This is a genomic window from Streptomyces sp. NBC_00259 (genome assembly GCF_036181745.1).
In the GTDB taxonomy this organism is placed as follows: domain Bacteria; phylum Actinomycetota; class Actinomycetes; order Streptomycetales; family Streptomycetaceae; genus Streptomyces; species Streptomyces pratisoli.
On sequence record NZ_CP108080.1, the window covers coordinates 947,276 to 965,379 of the forward strand.

The following is an 18,104-nucleotide window of genomic DNA, read 5'->3' on the forward strand; positions in this document are numbered from 1 at the left end:
CGGGACGAGGACGCGCGGGACATGGACGTGGTCGTCATAGGCGCCGGGCAGGCAGGGCTGTCCGGCGCCTACCATCTGCGGCGGGTGGGGCTGCGCCCCGACGTGGACTTCGTGGTCCTCGACCACGCACCGCGACCGGGCGGTGCCTGGCAGTTCCGCTGGCCCTCGCTGACGTACGGCAAGGTCCACGGCATGCACGCGCTGCCGGGGATGGAACTGACCGGTGCCGACGACACCCGGCCGTCCTCCGAGGTCATCGGCGACTACTTCACCTCGTACGAGGACGCCTTCGATCTGCGGGTGCACCGGCCCGTCCATGTGCGCGCGGTGCGTGAGGGCGGGCGCGGGCGGCTGCTGGTGGAGACATCGGAGGGGACGTACGCCACACGCGCGCTCCTCAACGCCACCGGCACCTGGGACCGACCGTTCTGGCCGCGCTACCCGGGGCAGGAGACGTTCCGCGGGCGGCAGCTGCACACGGCGCAGTACCCGGGGCCGGAGGCGTTCGCGGGGCAGCGCGTGGTCGTGGTCGGCGGCGGGGCCTCAGGGACCCAGCACCTGATGGAGATCGCCGAGGTGGCGGCGGGGACGACCTGGGTCACGCGCAGGCCACCGGTCTTCCGCGAGGGCCCGTTCGGCGAGGTGCAGGGCCGCGAGGCCGTCGCCATGGTGGAGGAGCGCGTACGACGGGGGCTGCCCCCGCGGAGTGTCGTCTCCGTGACGGGGCTGCCGCTGAACGACGCGATACGGCGCGCCCGCGCGCAGGGCGTCCTCGACCGGCTGCCGATGTTCGACCGGATCACTCCGGACGGGGTGGCATGGGACGACGGCCGGACGGTCGAGGCGGACGTCATCCTCTGGGCGACCGGTTTCCGCGCCGCGATCGACCATCTGGCACCGCTCAGGCTGCGCGAGCCCGGCGGCGGTATCGCGGTGGACGGCACACGCGCGGTAATGGACGAACGGATCCACCTCGTCGGCTACGGCCCTTCGGCGTCGACGATCGGAGCCAACCGGGCCGGCCGGGCCGCGGTCACCGAGATCAAGCGCCTGCTGGACCGTGACATCGCGCCCGCCGGCTCCCCGGGGTCCGCAGGGGAGACGGAAGGCGGGCCGGCCGGAGAGCTCACCGCCGTGCACAGCTGAGTCGCCCGGAATCCGCTCCCCGGGCCGAGGAGAGCCGACGGATCAGCCCAGGGGTCGCCGGGTCAGCCCGGGTGCAGGCGGAGGGAGCCGGCGCGTCAGCCCGGTGTGGAGGCGGTCGCGGTCTTGCGGTTCCTGTTGAACTCCTCGACGTTCCTGCGGTGTTCCTCGTAGTCGGCGGTGAAGCGTGTATCCCCTGGCGCGACGGTGACGAAATACAGCCAGTCCCCCGCCGCCGGGCTGACGGCCGCCCTCATCGCGGCCTCGCCCGGATTCCCGATCGGTGTGGGTGGCAGACCCTTGCGCGCATAGGTGTTGTAGGGGCTCTGGAGCTGGGTGTCCTGCCGGGTGGTGTCGAGGGTGGAGCGGTTCAGGGCGTAGTTGAGGGTCGAGTCCATCTGCAACGGCATGTCCTGGGCCATCCGGTTGTGGACGACGCGGGACACCTTCGCCATGTCCGCGACGGTGTCCGCCTCGGCCTGCACGATGCTGGCGATCGTCACCGTCTGATAGAGGGTCATCCCGTTGCGTTGCGCCGCGTCGTTGAGGGACGAGGTGCCGAACCGATGGCCCGCCGTGTTGACCATGAAGCTGAGCAGGCTCGCCGGTGTCGACTTCGGGTTGACGGGATAGATGGCCGGGAAGAGATATCCCTCGGGGTTGCCCCGGGCGTCCGCGGGCAGCCTCAGCCGCCCACCGGCCGCTGCCGCCGTCCGTCGTGTCGTACCGGCCCGGACGGCAAGCGCCTTGTCGACCGCCGCGTAGACCTGTGACGACCTCCACCCCTCAGGGATGAGCAGGGTCTTCGGCCTCGCCTCGGGCTTGGTGGGCTTCTTCTGCGGCTGCTGCAGCATCATCACGACGACAGCCGCCGCCACACCGACGACGCCGGCCAGGCAGGCCACCAGAACCAGTCGGCCGCGGCGCGTCAGGCGGAGCCCGCGACGGCGCCGCCGGGCCTTCGGGAACTCGCTCTTCATGCGGGCACGCTAACCCGCATAAACCACTCATACCGGAACGCGCGCCGTCACCGGTCCGGCGAACGCACCGGGAGCGCGCGAAGCACGCGGGCAGGGGCCGCCGCCCGGCTCAGGACACGGCCGGGGCCAACTCGGCGTCCCTGCGGACCAGGGCCGCGTAGCGCCCGTCCCGATCGAGCAGTTCCTCGTGCGTGCCGCGCTCGGCGATGCGCCCGCTGTCGAGGACGACGATCTGGTCGGCGTCCCGGACGGTGGAGAGCCGGTGGGCGATGGTGATGGTGGTGCGTCCGGCCGACAGGGCGTCGATGGCCTGCTGCACCGCGTGCTCCGTACGCGTGTCGAGGGCGCTGGTCGCCTCGTCCAGGATGAGCACCGGCGGGTCGCGCAGGATCGTGCGGGCGATGGCGAGGCGCTGCTTCTCACCGCCCGAGAAGCGGTATCCACGCTCGCCGACCAGGGTGTCGTAGCCATCGGGCAGCGAGGCGATGTGGTCGTGGATCTGTGCCGCGCGGGCGGCCGCCTCCACCTCGGCGTCCGTGGCGTCGGGCTTGGCGAAGCGCAGATTGTCGGCGACGGAGGCGTGGAAGAGATACGTCTCCTGGGAGACGACGCCCACGGCCCGGGAGAGCGTGTCGAAGTCGAGCTCGCGGACGTCCACACCGTCGAGGGTGACCCGTCCGCCCGTGACGTCGTAGAGCCGGGGCACGAGGTAGCTGAGGGTGGACTTCCCGGATCCGGTGGGTCCGACGACCGCGAGGCTCCCTCCGGCGGGCACGGTGACCTCGATGCCGTCGAGGGTGGGCCCGCTTCTCTCGTCGTAACTGAAGTCGACGCCTTCGAAGCGCACTTCGCCGAGGATCTTCTCCAGCCGGACGGGGTCCTCGGGCTCGGTGATGTCCACCCGCAGGTCCAGATACTCGAAGATCCGCTGGAACAGGGCGAGCGACGTCTGGATCTGCACGCCGGTGGAGAGGAGGCTCACGGCCGGCCGGAACAGGCCCTGCTGGAGCGAGACGAAGGCGACGAGCGTGCCGATCGAAATCGCGGGTCCGCCGCCTTGCAGCGTGAGTCCCGCGGCCCAGTAGAGGAGCGCGGGCATGGCGGCCATGACGATGCCGATCGTGGACATCCGCCATCGCCCGGCCATGCTGGAGCGGACCTCCAGGTCGACGAGGCGCTCGGACTCGTCGGCGAAGGAACGGGTGAGCGAGTCGGCCCGGCCCATCGTGCGGCCGAGCAGGATGCCGCTGACCGACAGCGATTCCGTGACCGTCGCGGCCATCGCGGCCATCTGTTTCTGACGTCGGGTCGTGATGGACTTGCGCTCACGGCCGACGCGACGGCTGATCAGGACGAAGACCGGCAGCAGCACCAGCGAGACGACGGTGAGCCGCCAGTCCAGCGCGAGCATCGCGACGATGGTGGCGACGACGGCGGTCAGATTGGAGACCAGGGACGTCGCCGTGGACGTGACGGTCGCCTGCATGCCGCCGATGTCGTTGGCGATGCGCGACTGGACCTCGCCGGTGCGCGTCCTGGTGAAGAACGCGAGCGGCATGCGCTGCAGCTGCGCGTAGACACCGGTGCGCAGATCGTGCATCACCCGCTGGCCGACCGTGGTCGAGATCAGGGTCTGCAGCACACCGAAGACGCTCGTGGTCACGGCGATGAGGATCATGCCGAGGGCGAGCAGCGACAGCAGGCCCGTGCGGCCCTGCGGGATCGCGGTGTCGAGGATCTCGCGGAGCATGAACGGCGACGCGACGGAGACGAGCGACGAGGCGCCGACGAGCAGCCCGACGAGAGCGAGCCGCCCCCGGTAGGGACGGAAGAGCCGGAGGATGCGCCGCATCTGCGCGGGCTGCTCCGGCTGTGTCGGGTCGAGCGGGCGGTCTGGGGGTGTCCAGGACGGACCGTCTTGCGGGCGCATGGGCTCCTTCCGAAGGGCGGGGCCGGGCGGACTTGAAGAGCATAGCTCACTGTTACCTATACTCATAATGGACAAGGTCCTGTTATTGTTCCCGCATGAACTCCCCAGTCCCCGCCCCCGACGCGGACGGCCTGCTCGCCGAGCAGTTGCTGCGCCTGACGCGCAGACTCCACCGCATTCAGAAGCGGCATCTGGAGCCGGTCGGCATCACCCCCGCACAGTCCAGACTGCTGCGGGTCGTCGCGCACTACGACGGGGCGCCGCGGATGGCGGACCTCGCCGACCGGCTGGAGGTGGTTCCCCGCGCGATCACCACCCTCGTCGACGGGCTGGAGGCGAGCGGCCGGGTCCGCCGCGTGCCCGATCCGGCCAACCGCCGGGTGGTGCGCATCGAGCTGACCGACGACGGCCGCGTCACGCTCCGGCAGCTGCGCAGCGCGCGCCGCGCGGCCGCGGAGGACATCCTGGCTCCGCTGACCGCCGATCAGCGCGAGGTGCTGGGCGGGCTGCTGTCCGCGCTGGTCGACGGAGGGCCCGAGGCCCGCTGCTGAGAGCACGAGGACCGGGCGACGGGCTGCCGTCGCACATGGAGGCGCGCCCCGCGCATGCGCGGGGCGCGCCTCCTGCGCAGTGCCTGCCGCGTCCGACGCCGACGCCGGCGTCGGTTCAGGCGATCAGGCGATCAGGCGATCAGGCGATCAGGCGATCAGGCGACGGTCACGCCTCGGCGGCCCGACTCCGTCACGAAGCGCGCGGCGGAGATCACCGGGGCACCCTCCTGCTTGGTCACGACCTCCGTCGCCCGCAGCGTGGTCTCCATCCGCTCCCGGTCGACGTCGCAGAGGAGGTATCCGCGCCGGTTGTCCCAGTAGCGCCAGTGCGGCCACTCGGCGGCGATCGGGTCGTACGTGGTGTGGAACTGCTGCTGCGCGGACGGCGGGATGTCGCCGCCGGAGGTGATCGACGTGCCGCACAGCTCGGTACCGACGACCGGGGTCCCCTGCTGCTCGGGGTTGCGCTCCAGGTTCATGATGAAGGTGGAGTGGCGGTCACCGGTGAGCACGACCGGGTTGGCCACCCGCGGCGAGGCGAACGTGTCCATCAGCTTGCGGCGACTGGCGCGGTAGCCGTCCCAGTTGTCGAGGTCGAAGGAGTCGGCGTCCCCCGCGGTGCGGTCGTTGGTGGCGACCTGCGTCTGATTGGCGAGCAGGTTCCACTGCTGCCGCCCGCTCAGCAGTCCGGCGTCGAGCCACTTCTCCTGCCGCCGGCCGAGCATGGTGCGCGAGGGGTCCTCCGCCTCGGCGACGGTGGCGACCTGGTCACTGCGGTACTGGCGGGTGTCCAGGACGTGGACGTGGGCGAGGTCGCCGAACTCGAAGCGGCGGAAGACCTGCATGTCCGGGCCGTTGGGACGCGAGGTACGGCGTACGGGCATGTGCTCGTACCAGGCCTGGAACGCGGCGATCCGGCGGGCGCGGAAGGCTTCCGGCGTCTGGTTGCCGGGGTCCTGCGGAATGTCGTCGGCCCAGTTGTTGTCGATCTCGTGGTCGTCGAGCGTGACGATCCACGGCGCGGCGGCGTGCCCGGCCTGGAGGTCGGCGTCGGTGCGGTACTGGGCGTGCCGGTCGCGGTAGTCGAGGAGTGAGTACGGCTCGCCGGTGCCTTCATGGACACGTACGGACGTGGCGACGGGAGCCGACTCGTAGATGTAGTCGCCGAGGAAGGCGACGAAGTCGACGTCCTGCTGGACGACGTCGCGGTAGAGATGGAAGTACCCCGCCGAGAAGTTCTGGCAGGACGCGAACGCGAACCGCAGTGAACCGGGACGGGAGCCGAGGGCCGGTGCGGTACGGGTGCGGCCGGTCGGCGATATCTCCTTGCCGGCCTTGAATCGGTAGAAGTACTCGGTGCCGGGACGCAGTCCCTGCGGGTCGACGTGGACGCTGTGCCCGAGCTCGGGCAGCGCGCGCTCGCTGCCCCTGCGGACGACGCGGCGGAACCGCTCGTCGGTCGCGACCTCCCAGTGCACCTCGACGGCCTGGTCGGGCATGCCGCCGCCGGCGACGGGGTCGGGCGCGAGCCGGGTCCACAGCACGGTCGAGGTCGGCAGCGGGTCGCCGGACGCGACACCGAGGGTGAAGAGGCCGGTGGGGAGGGCGGCTTGGGCGGAGGCGTACGCCGGGGCGCTACCGGGAGTGGCGGCCGCGGCCGAGTGGGCGCCGAGGCCCACACCTGCGGCGGCACCGGCCGCAACACCGAGAAGACGACGCCGGGAAAGGGAATCGGGCACGGAAGTGCTCCTGACCGTTGGACCGATGGGACTCCGTCACGCTTTCCGCTCCGAGGCAACCTGGCGTGACCGCGGGTTGAACGATTCAGGTCGGTCACGGGAGCTGTGGACGCGGCGTCCCGGCGGCGGCGAGCGGGGCCGAACACCGCACTTCTCACCGGTGCTTCACAGGTGCGACGACCGGCATTGGCCGAGCAGGTGGAGAGGTCTCCGACCGGAGGAACGAGCACGGGCACGTGCCGGGTCGGGGCGAGCTGGTTCAGGAGCGGTGAGGGCGTGGCCGGGGCAAGAGTCCAAGGACTCGCATCAATAGTCCAATCGCCACTCTTGCGTATCAGGAGTCCCAACAGCCATGGTCCTTACCGGAATTCATGAACCAGCCACGCTCCATGGCCATGGGAGGTTCGATGAACGACACGACACCGCAGACCGGCCGGGACACGGAGGACGACGACGGCTCGATGAGCCGCCGCTCGGTGCTGTGGACCACGGCAGGGGTAGCCGGGGCCGGGCTCGGACTGGGCGGGCTCGGCGGCGGCAGCGCGGCCGCCGCGGAGGGCGCACACCGGCCGGAGTCAGCCGCGCCGGCCCGCAAGGGCCGCACGATGGCCGGCGTTCCGTTCGAGCGGCGCGGCACGGTACGGGTCGGCCTCATCGGCCTCGGCAACCGCGGCGGCTCCATGATCGACCTCTATCTCGCCGTCCCGGGTGTCCAGGTGGTCGCGGTGTGCGATCCGGTGCGAGCCAAGACGGAGGCCGCCGCCGCCAAGGTCGTACAGGCAGGGCAGCCCGCGCCCGCCGTCTACACCAACGGCGAGGACGACTACGAGAACCTGTGCAAGCGGGGCGACATCGACTTCATCCATGTCGCGACGCCCTGGGACGTGCACTTCGAGATGGCGAAGACGGCGTTGCTGAACGGCAAGCACGTCGGCGTGGAATGCCCCGTCGCGATGCGTCTCGATGAACTCTGGGCGCTGGTGGACCTGTCCGAGCGCACCAGGCGCCACTGCATGCAACTGGAGAACTGCTGTTACGGCCGCAACGAGATGCGGGTGCTGCGGATGGCTCATGCCGGGAGGTTCGGTGAGCTGCTGCACGGAGCGGGCGCCTACAACCACGATCTGCGTGACCTGATGTTCTCGCCGACGTACTACGAGGGGCCCTGGCGGCGGCTCTGGCACACCCGGCTGCGCGGGGACCTCTACCCGAACCACGGCTTCGGTCCCGTCGCCAACTACATGGACGTCAATCGTGGTGACCGCGCCGTCAGCATCAGCAGTTTCGGCACGCCGGCGCTCGGCCTCGCCGAGTACCGCGAGGCGAACATGCCGCCCGGCGATCCCAGTTGGAAGGAGACGTACATAGAGAGCGACCGCACCATCAGCATGGTGCGGACGGCGAAGGGCCGGGTGATCCGGCTGGAGCACGATGTGTCCACCCCACATCCGTACAGCCGGATCAACAGTCTCGGCGGCACCAAGGGTGTGTTCGAGGACTATCCGGCGCGGATCTATGTGGAGCCGGACCATAAGGACCATCAGTGGGGCGACTTCGCCGCGTACGCGGACTGGGACCACTGGCTCTGGAAGGAGCACGCCAACCCGCCGGGCGGTCACGGCGGAATGGACTACATCATGGTGTTCCGGCTGATGCAGTGCATGCAGCTGGGGCTGGTCCCCGACTTCGACGTGTACGACGCGGCGACCTGGACGGCGCCCGTGCCGCTGAGTCATCTGTCGGTGAAGGCGAACGGCGCTCCGCAGGAGATACCCGACTTCACCCGGGGTGAGTGGCGCAAGGCCCGCTCGGGTGTGGACTCGGAGAAGCCCGGCGCTTAGCAGATCTGACGGAGCCGGCGGGACCCGGCCGCCCGTACCGGGTCCCGTGCCGCCTCATGCCGACGACGCCGGCCGCACCTGCTCCGCAGCCGTCCCGGACGCCGCCTCCGTACCGGCGCCCGTGTCCTTGTCCGCGTCCTTCTCGGGTACGGATACGACCTTCTCGGGTACGGGTACGTCCTTCTCGGGTACGGGTACGTCCTCGCCGTTCAGCACCTTCTTCAGAGCGAGGTACGCAGCAGACGGGCTGCGCGTCGACCGAGGGTGGGGCTTGCGGGTGGGGCGGCGTGCGGCACGGGCGCTCCTCGACTTACGCTGCTAGCGACTTCTGGCATACGGAAACCAACTTCCGCGATGCGTCACTATTGCGGAGCGAGATCGTCCGGGTGAAGGGGCTCGTGTCATCTTCCGACGGATCTTGGAGCTTGCTCCAAAACCTTCCCAGCATGCGGAACGCACCTGGGCGGCCCCTCCCCCGCGCGCGTCGCCCGCAGGGGCTCACGGGACCCGGTCGATCATGGCCGGTTCTCTGCTGTGGTGCCTAAAACCGGTTGCTACACATGACTGCGGAGAGCGAACCTTGCACGTCCGAGCCGCACGTTCCGAACGATCTGGGATGTCATGCAGATTCGCGATCTTCCTTATCCCGATCCCGGTGAGCCGGACGTCCGGTCGGGACTCCGGTTCCTCATCTGGCTCGGGCGGGGCCAGCTCGGCGGCCAGTTCAAAGCGCTCGCCTGGGGCATGGTGCACTTCGTCTCCGTGATGGCCCTGCCGTACGGCGTCGGGTTCGCCGTCCAGGCCGTCGTGGACCGCTCCGGCACCGGCCTCGCCCTGGCGGGCGGCCTGATCGCCGTCGCCGCGATCGGCATCGCCGGCGGCGACACGATGCTGCACCGTACGGCCGTCACCAACTGGATCACCGCCGCGGCGCGCACCCAGCAGCTGCTGGCGCGCAGGACCGCCGAGTTGGGCTCCGCCCTCACCAGACGCGTCGCCGCCGGTGAGGTCGTCGCGGTCTCCACGGGCGATGTCGAGAAGATCGGCTGGTTCGTCGAAGCCGTCTCACGGTTCCTCGCGGCGGCCCTGACGATCGTCGTGGTCTGTGCGGCGCTGCTGGTGTACCAGCCGGCGCTCGGCGTCCTCGTCGCGATCGGGGTCCCGGTCCTGGCGCTCGGCGTACTGCCCCTGCTGCCGCGGGCCACCCGGCTGGCCGACGTCCAGCGTGACAAGGCGGGCAAGGCCACCGAGCTGGCCTCCGACACCGTCGCGGGACTGCGGGTGCTGCGCGGCATCGGCGGCGAGGAGCTGTTCCTCACGCGATACCGGCGCGCCTCGCAGGAGGTCCGCAAGGCCGCGGTCCGCAGTGCCCGGATGTGGTCGGTCATCACGGCGTTGCAGGTGCTGCTGCCGGGCCTGTTGCTGATCGCCGTCGTCTGGCACGGCATCGGGCTGGTCGGCAACGGCCGGATCGAGATCGGTGAACTCGTCACCGTGTACAGCGCGGTGATGCTGCTGACCTATCCCCTGCGGCATTTCGAGGAGATCGCGATGGCCTACTCGTTCTCCCGTCCCTCGGCGCGGCGTGCGGCCAGGGTGCTCGCGCTGAAGCGTGCGACGGGCGGTGCCGAAGGCACGTCCGACGCGACCCCCTCGGGTGACCTGTACGACCCGGCCACCGGGCTGCTCGCCCCGGCCGGGGAACTGACCGCCGTCGTGTGCGGCGACCCGGACGCGGCGGGACGCCTGGCGGAACGGCTGGGCGGACACCCCGCGGAGCCGGAGGGGCAGCCGTCCGTGCTGCTCGGCGGGGTGGCGCTGGACGAGCTGCCGCTGGACGCCGCCAGGGCCGCGGTGCTGGTGCAGGACAAGGACCCGGTGCTCCTTTCCGGAACGCTCGCCGAGCTGCTGGACGTGCCCGCGTCGGGCGCGGTGGCGGCGGACGCGGCGCTGACAGCGGCGGAGTGCGGCGACGTCCTCGACGCGCTGGCCCAGGCCTCGCTGGACGGGGACGCGTGGAGCGCCACCGTCACCGAGCGCGGCCGCTCGCTCTCCGGTGGCCAGCGGCAGCGACTGGCCCTGGCCCGTTCACTGGTGGCTGACCCCGAGGTGCTCGTGCTCGACGAGCCGACCTCGGCCGTCGACTCGCACACGGAGGCACGGATCGCGGGCGGTGTGCGGGCGCTGCGGTCAGGACGTACGACCGTGGTGTTCACCTCGTCGCCCCTGCTGCTCGACCGGGCCGACCGGGTCGTGCTCGTCCACGACGACACCGTCGCGGCGGTCGGGGCCCACCGCGAACTGCTGCACTCGGAACCGCGGTACCGGGCGGTGGTGACCCGTGAGACGGAGGACGAGCAGCTCGCCCTCAACGGCAGCAAGCACAGGAACGGCAGCGGCGGTGGCGCGCTGGAGGCCGTCGAAGCGACCCGGACGACCGACGTCGGCATCGACATCGACATCGACATCGACATCGAGGAGACGGCATGATCGGCGTGGCGCCACCGGACTACGATCCGGCGGCCCCCCGGACGGCGACCACCCTGCCGGTGGGCACGCCCGCGACCGTACGGTCGTACGTCCACGAACTCATGCGGCGGCACCGCCGCGCCTTCGCGCTGCTCATCGGCGTCAACACGGTGGCCGTCGTCGCCTCGATGGCCGGGCCGTGGCTGCTCGGCTCGCTGGTGGAGCGCGCGGCGGACGGGGCGCGCGAGCTCCATCTGGAGCGCACCGCCGCGCTGTTCGCGCTCGCGCTCGTGGTCCAGGCCGTGTTCGTGCGACTGGTGCGGCTGCGCGGCGCGGTGCTCGGTGAGCGCATGCTGGCGGATCTGCGCGAGGACTTCCTCGTACGGTCCGTGGGACTGCCGCCGGGGGTGCTGGAACGGGCGGGTACGGGCGATCTGCTGTCCCGGATCACCACCGACATCGACCGCCTGGCGAACGCGATGCGCGAGGCCGTCCCGCAGCTGACGATCGGTGTGTTCTGGGTCGTGCTGCTGCTCGGCGGCCTCACGGTGACCGCGCCGCCGCTGGCTCCCGCGGTGCTGGTGGCACTGCCGGTGCTGGTGCTCGGCTGCCGCTGGTACTTCAGGCGTGCTCCGTCGGCGTACCGCTCGGAGGCCGCCGGCTACGCGGCGGTGGCGGCCGTACTCGCGGAGACGGTCGACGCGGGGCGCACCGTCGAGGCACACCGGCTCGGGGCGCGGCGCGTGGCGCTCTCGGACCGGCGGATCAAGGAGTGGACGGCGTGGGAGCGGTACACGCTGTGGCTGCGGTCCGTGCTCTTCCCGGTCATCAACATCACCCATGCGACCGTGCTCGGATCGGTGCTGATGATCGGCGGCGTGTTCGTTCTGCAGGGCTGGATCAGCATCGGGCAACTGACCACCGGCGCGCTGATCGCCCAGATGATGGTCGACCCGGTGAACCTGATCCTGCGCTGGTACGACGAGCTCCAGGTGGCGCAGGTGTCGCTGGCCCGACTGGTGGGCGTACGGGAGATCGAGCCGGACGCGGGCGACGCCGAGGTGCGGCCCGACGGCCGCGCGGTCCGCGCGGACGAGGTGCGCTTCGGATACCGCGAGGGCGTCGACGTGCTCCACCGGGTCTCGATGGACGTGCCGCCCGGGACCCGGCTGGCGCTGGTCGGCCCGTCCGGCGCGGGCAAGTCCACGCTCGGCCGGCTGCTCGCGGGCATCTACGCCCCGCGCACCGGCCGGGTCACGCTCGGCGCCGCCGAGCTGTCCCGGATGCCGGCGGAGCGGGTACGGGAGCATGTGGCGCTGGTCAACCAGGAGCACCACGTGTTCGTCGGCTCCCTGCGCGACAATCTGCTGCTCGCACGGGCGGGGGCCGAGGACGCGGAGCTGTGGGCGGCCCTCGGCGCGGTCGACGCGGAGGACTGGGCTCAGGGCCTGGACGACGGACTCGACACCGAGGTCGGCTCCGGCGGTCTGTCGCTGACCCCGGCCCAGGCCCAGCAGATCGCGCTCGCCCGGCTGGTCCTCGCGGACCCGCACACCCTGGTCCTGGACGAGGCGACGTCACTGCTGGACCCGCGGGCGGCCCGCCATCTGGAGCGGTCCCTGGCCCGGGTCCTCGACGGCCGTACGGTCGTGGCGATCGCCCATCGGCTGCACACGGCGCACGACGCGGACGTCATCGCGGTCGTCGAGAACGGCCGGATCACCGAACTGGGCAGCCACACCGACCTGGTGGCGGCGGACGGGGCGTACGCGGCGCTGTGGCGGTCCTGGCACGGGTGAGCCTTCCGTCCCGCGTGACCGCCCCGCGCGGCCGCCCCGTCCCCGGTCTCAGGCCGAGGGCCGGGCGGCCCCGGGCCAGCGGCCGAGCCAGACGCGGAGCGGAACGGCGGCCAGCCACCAGAGCTGGGCGACCCTCGCCGAGACGAGGGTGAGCGGGATGGACACGGCGAAAACGACGACCATGACCAGGCCCTCCCGGACGGAGTGGCTCAGGCTCGCGCGCGGAACACCCGGCTCGACCAGGGTCGGCCTGAGGAGGATCCGCAGCGACATCGCGGTGATCAGCCCCGAGGCGAGGGCGATCGCTCCCGCGTAGACCGCGGTCGCCAGCGCGGTGTCCCCGTACTCACTGATCAGGCGGGTCGGGAACGGCAGCCCTGCGATCAGGGCCAGCAGCGCCAGGTACAGGTACAGAAGACACATGTCGATCCGGACGATCCTGGAGAGCACCGCGTACTGGGCCAGCCACAGGGCACCGATGACGACGAAGCTCAGCAGGAACGCGCTCACGTCGGCGAGGGCGTCGTTGAGCGCGCCGCCGAGGTCCGCGTCGGGCAGACCGTCCGGCACGTTGATGTCGAGGGCCAGCAGCGTGATCGCGATGGCGAAGACCGCGTCCCCGAACGTGAGCAGCCGCTCCGGGCTGACGACCGTACCGGCGTCTTCGGCTCCCCGCTCACGTCTCGCTGCGCTCACGGCCGGGACGCTACCCGGGGGTGCCCGCTCGGGCACCCGGTGCTGGGCCGGACACCGCACGCCGGCACCCGTCCGGATGCCCCCGGACGGGTCCAGGGGGCACCGGACGGTGCCGGCGCCGCTAGATGAAGTTGAGCGCCGCCGCGCCGCCCACTCCCCCGAGCAGCATGAACGCCGGCATCAGCACCTTCAGCTCCACCCAGCTGCCGGCCCGGAAGCGCATGGCCTTCGGCGGCCCGAGCGCATACCAGCGCTTGTTGCCGACCGGGATCGGCCAGAGGATCGGGCAGCCCGACACGGTGAGGGCGTCGCCGATGTCGTGCACCAGGGCACCGAGGACGACCGGGAGGCCGAGCCAGAGGTACTCCTGGCCGGGTCCGGTGAAGAGCCAGTCCGCGCCGCTGCCCGGTTTGTCCAGGACACCGGCCAGAATCCAGGCGCTGGTCGCCCCGAGCAGCCACACGAGGACATCGCTGGACACCCGCGCGGCGCGCCACAGCAGGCCCTCGACCGCGAGCACGAGGTGCACGAAGAGGATCGCGAGGACGGCCCACCGCCCGCCGGCCATGGCCAGCGCGGACGTACCGCCGCCGATCAGCACGGCCCACAGCCAGGTGTGGGTGAGCGTGCGGTGGCCGCCGGTCCTGCGTTTATCGCCCGGCTTCTTCGTGGCCTTGTAGACGGCGTACGAGAGCTTGTCGACGATCTCGCACAGGCCCCGCGAGACCGGCCCGAAGGCCCGGGATATCGTCGCCGCCTTGTGATCGAGATCCGGCGCGAGCGCCGCGCCCGCGCAGATCAGCGCGCCGACCACGAGAACGGGCCACGGCATCGCGTGGCCCGCGGCGGCCGCCGCCGCTCCCACCCCCAGCCAGGCCGCCGCCCCGGAAAGGGAGTGCGCCGGTCCCATCATGCTCGTTCCCGCCCCATCTGCTGTTGTGGTTGACCCCAGTTGACGGGACAGGCTACCGGTAGCGATCTTCGCAGCGGTGGCCGGTTCCCGGTCCCGGCCACAAGCCAGGCAAGATGGGGGCGTGACCCTTATCGATCAGCTGCCGCCTGCCGCCGACCCCGATGCCCTCTTCGAAGCCTTCTCGTCGTGGGCCGAGGACCGGGGCATCTCGCTCTACCCGGCCCAGGAGGAGGCGCTGATCGAGGTGGTCTCCGGGGCCAACGTGATCCTCTCCACACCCACCGGCTCGGGAAAGAGCCTGGTCGCGGCCGGTGCGCACTTCGCGGCGCTGGCCCGTGACGAGGTCACCTTCTACACGGCGCCGATCAAGGCGCTCGTCTCGGAGAAGTTCTTCGACCTCTGCAAGCTCTTCGGCACGGAGAACGTCGGCATGCTCACCGGCGACGCGTCCGTGAACGCGGACGCACCGGTCATCTGCTGCACCGCCGAGGTTCTTGCCTCCATCGCGCTGCGCGACGGCAGGAACGCCGACATCGGCCAGGTCGTCATGGACGAGTTCCACTTCTACGCGGAGCCGGACCGCGGCTGGGCCTGGCAGATCCCTCTTCTGGAGCTTCCCCAGGCGCAGTTCGTGCTGATGTCGGCGACGCTCGGCGACGTCTCGATGTTCGAGAAGGACCTGACCCGGCGCACCGGCCGCGACACCGCCGTCGTCCGGTCCGCCACCCGCCCGGTGCCGCTCTCCTACGAGTACCGCACGACGCCCATCACCGAGACGCTGACCGAGCTGCTGGAGACCAGGCAGGCGCCGGTCTACATCGTGCACTTCACCCAGGCGCAGGCGGTCGAGCGCGCGCAGTCGCTGATGAGCATCAACATGTGCACCCGCGAGGAGAAGGACCGGATCGCCGAGCTGATCGGCAACTTCCGCTTCACCACCAAGTTCGGCCGGAACCTCTCCCGGTACGTGCGCCACGGCATCGGCGTCCATCACGCCGGCATGCTGCCGAAGTACCGCCGCCTGGTCGAGAAGCTCGCCCAGGCCGGTCTGCTGAAGGTGATCTGCGGTACGGACACGCTCGGCGTCGGCGTCAACGTGCCCATTCGCACGGTGCTGTTCACCGCGCTCACCAAGTACGACGGCAGTCGGGTGCGGACGCTCCGTTCGCGCGAGTTCCACCAGATCGCGGGCCGGGCCGGCCGGGCCGGGTTCGACACCGCCGGGTTCGTCGTCGCCCAGGCGCCCGAGCATGTCATCGAGAACGAGAAGGCCCTCGCCAAGGCCGGCGACGACCCGAAGAAGAAGCGCAAGGTGGTCCGCAAGAAGGCCCCCGAAGGCTTCGTCGCGTGGTCCCAGAACTCCTTCGAGAAGCTCATCGGTTCCGATCCCGAGCCGCTGACCTCCCGCTTCAGGGTCACCCACGCCATGCTGCTGTCGGTGATCGCCCGCCCGGGCAACGCCTTCGACGCGATGCGCAAGCTGCTGGAGGACAACCACGAGCCGCGCAAGCAGCAGCTGCGCCACATCCGCCGGGCCATCGCGATCTACCGCTCGCTCCTCGACGGCGGAATCGTGGAGCGCCTCGACACACCCGACGCCCAGGGCCGGATCGTCCGGCTCACCGTCGACTTCCAGCAGGACTTCGCCCTGAACCAGGCGCTGTCCACGTTCGCGCTCGCCGCCTTCGACCTGCTGGATCCCGAATCGCCGTCGTACGCCCTCGACATGGTGTCCGTCGTCGAGTCCACGCTGGACGATCCCCGCCAGATCCTCGCGGCCCAGCAGAACAAGGCCCGCGGCGAGGCGGTCGGGGCGATGAAGGCCGACGGTGTCGAGTACGAGGAGCGGATGGAGCGGCTCCAGGACATCTCGTACCCGAAGCCGCTCGAAGAGCTGCTGTGGCACGCGTACAACCTCTACCGGAAGTCCCATCCGTGGGTCGGCGACCACCCGGTCTCGCCGAAGTCGGTCATCCGGGACATGTACGAACGGGCCCTGTCCTTCACCGAGTTCACGTCGTTCTACGAGCTGGCGCGCACCGAGGGCATCGTGCTCCGCTATCTCGCGAGCGCGTACAAGGCGCTGGACCACACCATTCCGGACGATCTGAAGAGCGAGGACCTCCAGGATCTGATCGCCTGGCTGGGCGAGATGGTCCGGCAGGTCGACTCCAGCCTGCTGGACGAGTGGGAGCAGCTGGCCAATCCCGAGGTGGAGACCGCGGAGGAGGCCCAGGAGAAGGCCGACCAGGTCAAGCCGGTCACGGCGAACGCCCGCGCCTTCCGTGTGCTCGTGCGGAACGCCATGTTCCGTCGGGTGGAGCTGGCCGCGCTGGACCAGGTCGCCGAGCTGGGCGCGCTCGACGCCGAGTCCGGCTGGGACGAGGACGCCTGGGGAGAGGCGATGGACGCGTACTGGGACGAGTACGACGACCTCGGCACCGGGCCGGACGCGCGCGGACCGAAGCTGCTGTCGATCGAGGAGGACCCCGGGCACGGGCTGTGGCGGGTCCGGCAGACGTTCGCCGACCCCAACGGCGATCATGACTGGGGCATCAGCGCGGAGGTCGATCTGGCGGCCTCCGACGAAGAGGGCCTGGCCGTGGTCCGGGTCACGTCCGTCGGCCAGCTGTGAGACTGGAGCACACATGACCAACGCCGCCGAGAACCCTCCCGCCGCAGCCGGCTCCGCCGGGTCCGGCCCCGCGGACCGTCCCGCGGAGGCCAGTCCCGCGGAGGTCAGTCCCGCGGAGCGGCTCGTCGATCTGCTCGATCTGGAGCAGATCGAGGTCAACATCTTCCGCGGGCTGAGCCCCAACGAGTCCCTCCAGCGGGTCTTCGGAGGGCAGGTCGCGGGCCAGGCCCTGGTCGCGGCGGGCAGGACGACGGACGGCGCCCGTCCGGTCCACTCGCTGCACGCCTACTTCCTGCGGCCGGGCATCCCCGGGGTGCCGATCGTGTACCAGGTCGAACGGGTCAGGGACGGCCGGTCGTTCACCACCCGCAGGGTCACGGCCGTCCAGCGGGGCCGCACGATCTTCAATCTGACGGCGTCCTTCCACCAGCCCGAGGAGGCCGGCTTCGAACACCAGCTGCCGCCCCGGCTGGACTTCCCGGAACCGGAGACCCTGCCGAACGTCAGCGACGAGATCCGCGAGCACCTGGGCGCGCTGCCCGAGACGCTGGAGCGGATGGCCCGGCGCCAGCCCTTCGACATCCGCTACGTGGACCGGCTCCGCTGGACCGAGGAGGAGACCAAGGAGGCGGACCCCCGCAGCGCGGTGTGGATGCGCGCCGTCGGCCCGCTGGGCGACGACCCGCTGGTGCACACGTGCGCGCTGACGTACGCCTCGGACATGACACTGCTGGACGCGGTCCGCATCCCGGTGGAGCCGCTGTGGGGGCCCCGCGGCTTCGACATGGCCTCGCTGGACCACGCCATGTGGTTCCACCGGCCGTTCCGCACGGACGAATGGTTCCTGTACGACCAGGAGTCCCCGGTCGCCACGGGCGGCCGGGGACTGGCGCGCGGCCGGATCTACGACCGGCAGGGCCGGTTGCTCGTCTCGGTCGTGCAGGAGGGACTGTTCCGCAGGCTGGGCGGCTGACCGCCGCCCGGCACGCGTCCCTACTTCTTGACGGGGTCCAGGCAGAGGACGAACTTGTCCGCGTCCCACTGCTGCGCGAGGGCGGCCTCGCCGACGGTGCAGGCGTCGACGTCGAAGGTGTTCTCGACGACCTTGACGACCTTGTAGTTGGCGTCCTTGTCGTCACACTTCTTGGTCTCGACCTCGGGGTTGTTCTCCTCGCCGGTGACCCGGACGCAGTCGCCGGCCTCGGCGCGCACCGGGGAGTCGAAGACGTAGCCGATGCCGAGCTTCACCACCACGGCGACGACAATGAGGACGACCACGCCGAGGAACTTCTTCAGCTTGCTCTTCGGGGCGGGCGCGGGGGCCGCGCCGGGTATGGGCTGGCCCTGCGGGAACTGCGGGTCCTGCGGGGCAGCGGGGGGCGTGGGAGCGCTCATCGGCGGTCTTCCT

Annotated in this window: 14 protein-coding genes; 7 read left to right on the top strand and 7 right to left on the bottom strand. The window is 70.9% G+C overall.

Going from position 1 to position 18,104, the window contains the following annotated elements:
- Window positions 1–21 precede the first annotated feature (21 nt).
- Entirely contained in the window at window positions 22–1,146 is a 1,125-nt protein-coding gene (locus OG766_RS04160; RefSeq protein ID WP_328727424.1) for an NAD(P)-binding domain-containing protein, read from the top strand.
- A gap of 95 nt (window positions 1,147–1,241) precedes the next feature.
- On the opposite strand, the gene mltG is transcribed toward OG766_RS04160, so the two are convergent.
- Complete coding sequence (mltG, locus tag OG766_RS04165) at window positions 1,242–2,123, bottom strand: endolytic transglycosylase MltG (protein WP_328724594.1); 882 nt, start codon at window positions 2,121–2,123, stop codon at window positions 1,242–1,244.
- A gap of 109 nt (window positions 2,124–2,232) precedes the next feature.
- On the bottom strand, window positions 2,233–4,053 hold the full coding sequence (locus tag OG766_RS04170) for an ABC transporter ATP-binding protein (RefSeq protein ID WP_266376242.1): 1,821 nt from the start codon (window positions 4,051–4,053) through the stop codon (window positions 2,233–2,235).
- A 95-nt stretch (window positions 4,054–4,148) separates the two neighbouring features.
- Between OG766_RS04170 and OG766_RS04175 the strand changes: the two genes are divergently transcribed.
- Window positions 4,149–4,604 carry a MarR family winged helix-turn-helix transcriptional regulator gene (locus tag OG766_RS04175; protein WP_266376240.1) on the top strand — a complete coding sequence of 152 codons (456 nt, stop codon included), beginning with the start codon at window positions 4,149–4,151 and terminating at the stop codon, window positions 4,602–4,604.
- 155 nt (window positions 4,605–4,759) lie between these two features.
- On the opposite strand, the gene OG766_RS04180 is transcribed toward OG766_RS04175, so the two are convergent.
- Complete coding sequence (locus OG766_RS04180; protein ID WP_266376238.1) at window positions 4,760–6,343, bottom strand: alkaline phosphatase D family protein; 1,584 nt, start codon at window positions 6,341–6,343, stop codon at window positions 4,760–4,762.
- Window positions 6,344–6,750: 407 nt separating this feature from the next.
- Here OG766_RS04180 and OG766_RS04185 point away from each other — a divergent pair, with 407 nt between their 5' ends.
- Window positions 6,751–8,184 carry a Gfo/Idh/MocA family protein gene (locus OG766_RS04185; RefSeq protein ID WP_266376236.1) on the top strand — a complete coding sequence of 478 codons (1,434 nt, stop codon included), beginning with the start codon at window positions 6,751–6,753 and terminating at the stop codon, window positions 8,182–8,184.
- Between the two features lie 54 nt (window positions 8,185–8,238).
- Here the strand turns inward: OG766_RS04185 and OG766_RS04190 are convergent, their stop codons facing one another.
- Window positions 8,239–8,400: a hypothetical protein gene (locus tag OG766_RS04190; RefSeq protein ID WP_328724595.1), complete on the bottom strand. Its 162-nt coding sequence runs from the start codon at window positions 8,398–8,400 to the stop codon at window positions 8,239–8,241.
- Between the two features lie 405 nt (window positions 8,401–8,805).
- Between OG766_RS04190 and OG766_RS04195 the strand changes: the two genes are divergently transcribed.
- Both OG766_RS04195 and OG766_RS04200 read left to right on the top strand, forming a co-directional pair.
- Window positions 8,806–10,674: an ABC transporter ATP-binding protein gene (locus OG766_RS04195; protein ID WP_328724596.1), complete on the top strand. Its 1,869-nt coding sequence runs from the start codon at window positions 8,806–8,808 to the stop codon at window positions 10,672–10,674.
- Entirely contained in the window at window positions 10,671–12,452 is a 1,782-nt protein-coding gene (locus OG766_RS04200) for an ABC transporter ATP-binding protein (protein ID WP_266376230.1), read from the top strand. The genes OG766_RS04195 and OG766_RS04200 overlap by 4 nt, the downstream gene beginning before the upstream one ends.
- Window positions 12,453–12,500: 48 nt before the next feature.
- Here OG766_RS04200 and OG766_RS04205 read toward each other — a convergent pair whose 3' ends face one another.
- Window positions 12,501–13,148: a TMEM175 family protein gene (locus OG766_RS04205; protein ID WP_266376228.1), complete on the bottom strand. Its 648-nt coding sequence runs from the start codon at window positions 13,146–13,148 to the stop codon at window positions 12,501–12,503.
- A 121-nt stretch (window positions 13,149–13,269) separates the two neighbouring features.
- On the bottom strand, window positions 13,270–14,061 hold the full coding sequence (locus tag OG766_RS04210) for a metal-dependent hydrolase (RefSeq protein ID WP_266376226.1): 792 nt from the start codon (window positions 14,059–14,061) through the stop codon (window positions 13,270–13,272).
- Window positions 14,062–14,182: 121 nt separating this feature from the next.
- Here OG766_RS04210 and OG766_RS04215 point away from each other — a divergent pair, with 121 nt between their 5' ends.
- Together OG766_RS04215 and OG766_RS04220 are read left to right on the top strand one after the other, a co-directional pair.
- The gene (locus tag OG766_RS04215; protein WP_266376224.1) at window positions 14,183–16,696 is read left to right on the top strand and encodes a DEAD/DEAH box helicase; all 2,514 of its coding nucleotides are present in this window, start codon (window positions 14,183–14,185) and stop codon (window positions 16,694–16,696) included.
- A 13-nt stretch (window positions 16,697–16,709) separates the two neighbouring features.
- Window positions 16,710–17,669, top strand: coding sequence for an acyl-CoA thioesterase (locus OG766_RS04220; protein ID WP_266376222.1), 960 nt, complete (start codon window positions 16,710–16,712; stop codon window positions 17,667–17,669).
- Between the two features lie 20 nt (window positions 17,670–17,689).
- On the opposite strand, the gene OG766_RS04225 is transcribed toward OG766_RS04220, so the two are convergent.
- Window positions 17,690–18,091: an LppU/SCO3897 family protein gene (locus OG766_RS04225; protein WP_266376220.1), complete on the bottom strand. Its 402-nt coding sequence runs from the start codon at window positions 18,089–18,091 to the stop codon at window positions 17,690–17,692.
- Window positions 18,092–18,104: the final 13 nt, after the last annotated feature.

Coding starts and splice junctions, on each gene's coding strand:
- OG766_RS04160 (WP_328727424.1), top strand. CDS start 22: ATGGACGTGGTCGTCATAGGCGCCGGGCAGGCAGGGCTGTCCGGCGCC.
- mltG (WP_328724594.1), bottom strand. CDS start 2,123: ATGAAGAGCGAGTTCCCGAAGGCCCGGCGGCGCCGTCGCGGGCTCCGC.
- OG766_RS04170 (WP_266376242.1), bottom strand. CDS start 4,053: ATGCGCCCGCAAGACGGTCCGTCCTGGACACCCCCAGACCGCCCGCTC.
- OG766_RS04175 (WP_266376240.1), top strand. CDS start 4,149: ATGAACTCCCCAGTCCCCGCCCCCGACGCGGACGGCCTGCTCGCCGAG.
- OG766_RS04185 (WP_266376236.1), top strand. CDS start 6,751: ATGAACGACACGACACCGCAGACCGGCCGGGACACGGAGGACGACGAC.
- OG766_RS04195 (WP_328724596.1), top strand. CDS start 8,806: ATGCAGATTCGCGATCTTCCTTATCCCGATCCCGGTGAGCCGGACGTC.
- OG766_RS04200 (WP_266376230.1), top strand. CDS start 10,671: ATGATCGGCGTGGCGCCACCGGACTACGATCCGGCGGCCCCCCGGACG.
- OG766_RS04210 (WP_266376226.1), bottom strand. CDS start 14,061: ATGATGGGACCGGCGCACTCCCTTTCCGGGGCGGCGGCCTGGCTGGGG.
- OG766_RS04220 (WP_266376222.1), top strand. CDS start 16,710: ATGACCAACGCCGCCGAGAACCCTCCCGCCGCAGCCGGCTCCGCCGGG.
- OG766_RS04225 (WP_266376220.1), bottom strand. CDS start 18,091: ATGAGCGCTCCCACGCCCCCCGCTGCCCCGCAGGACCCGCAGTTCCCG.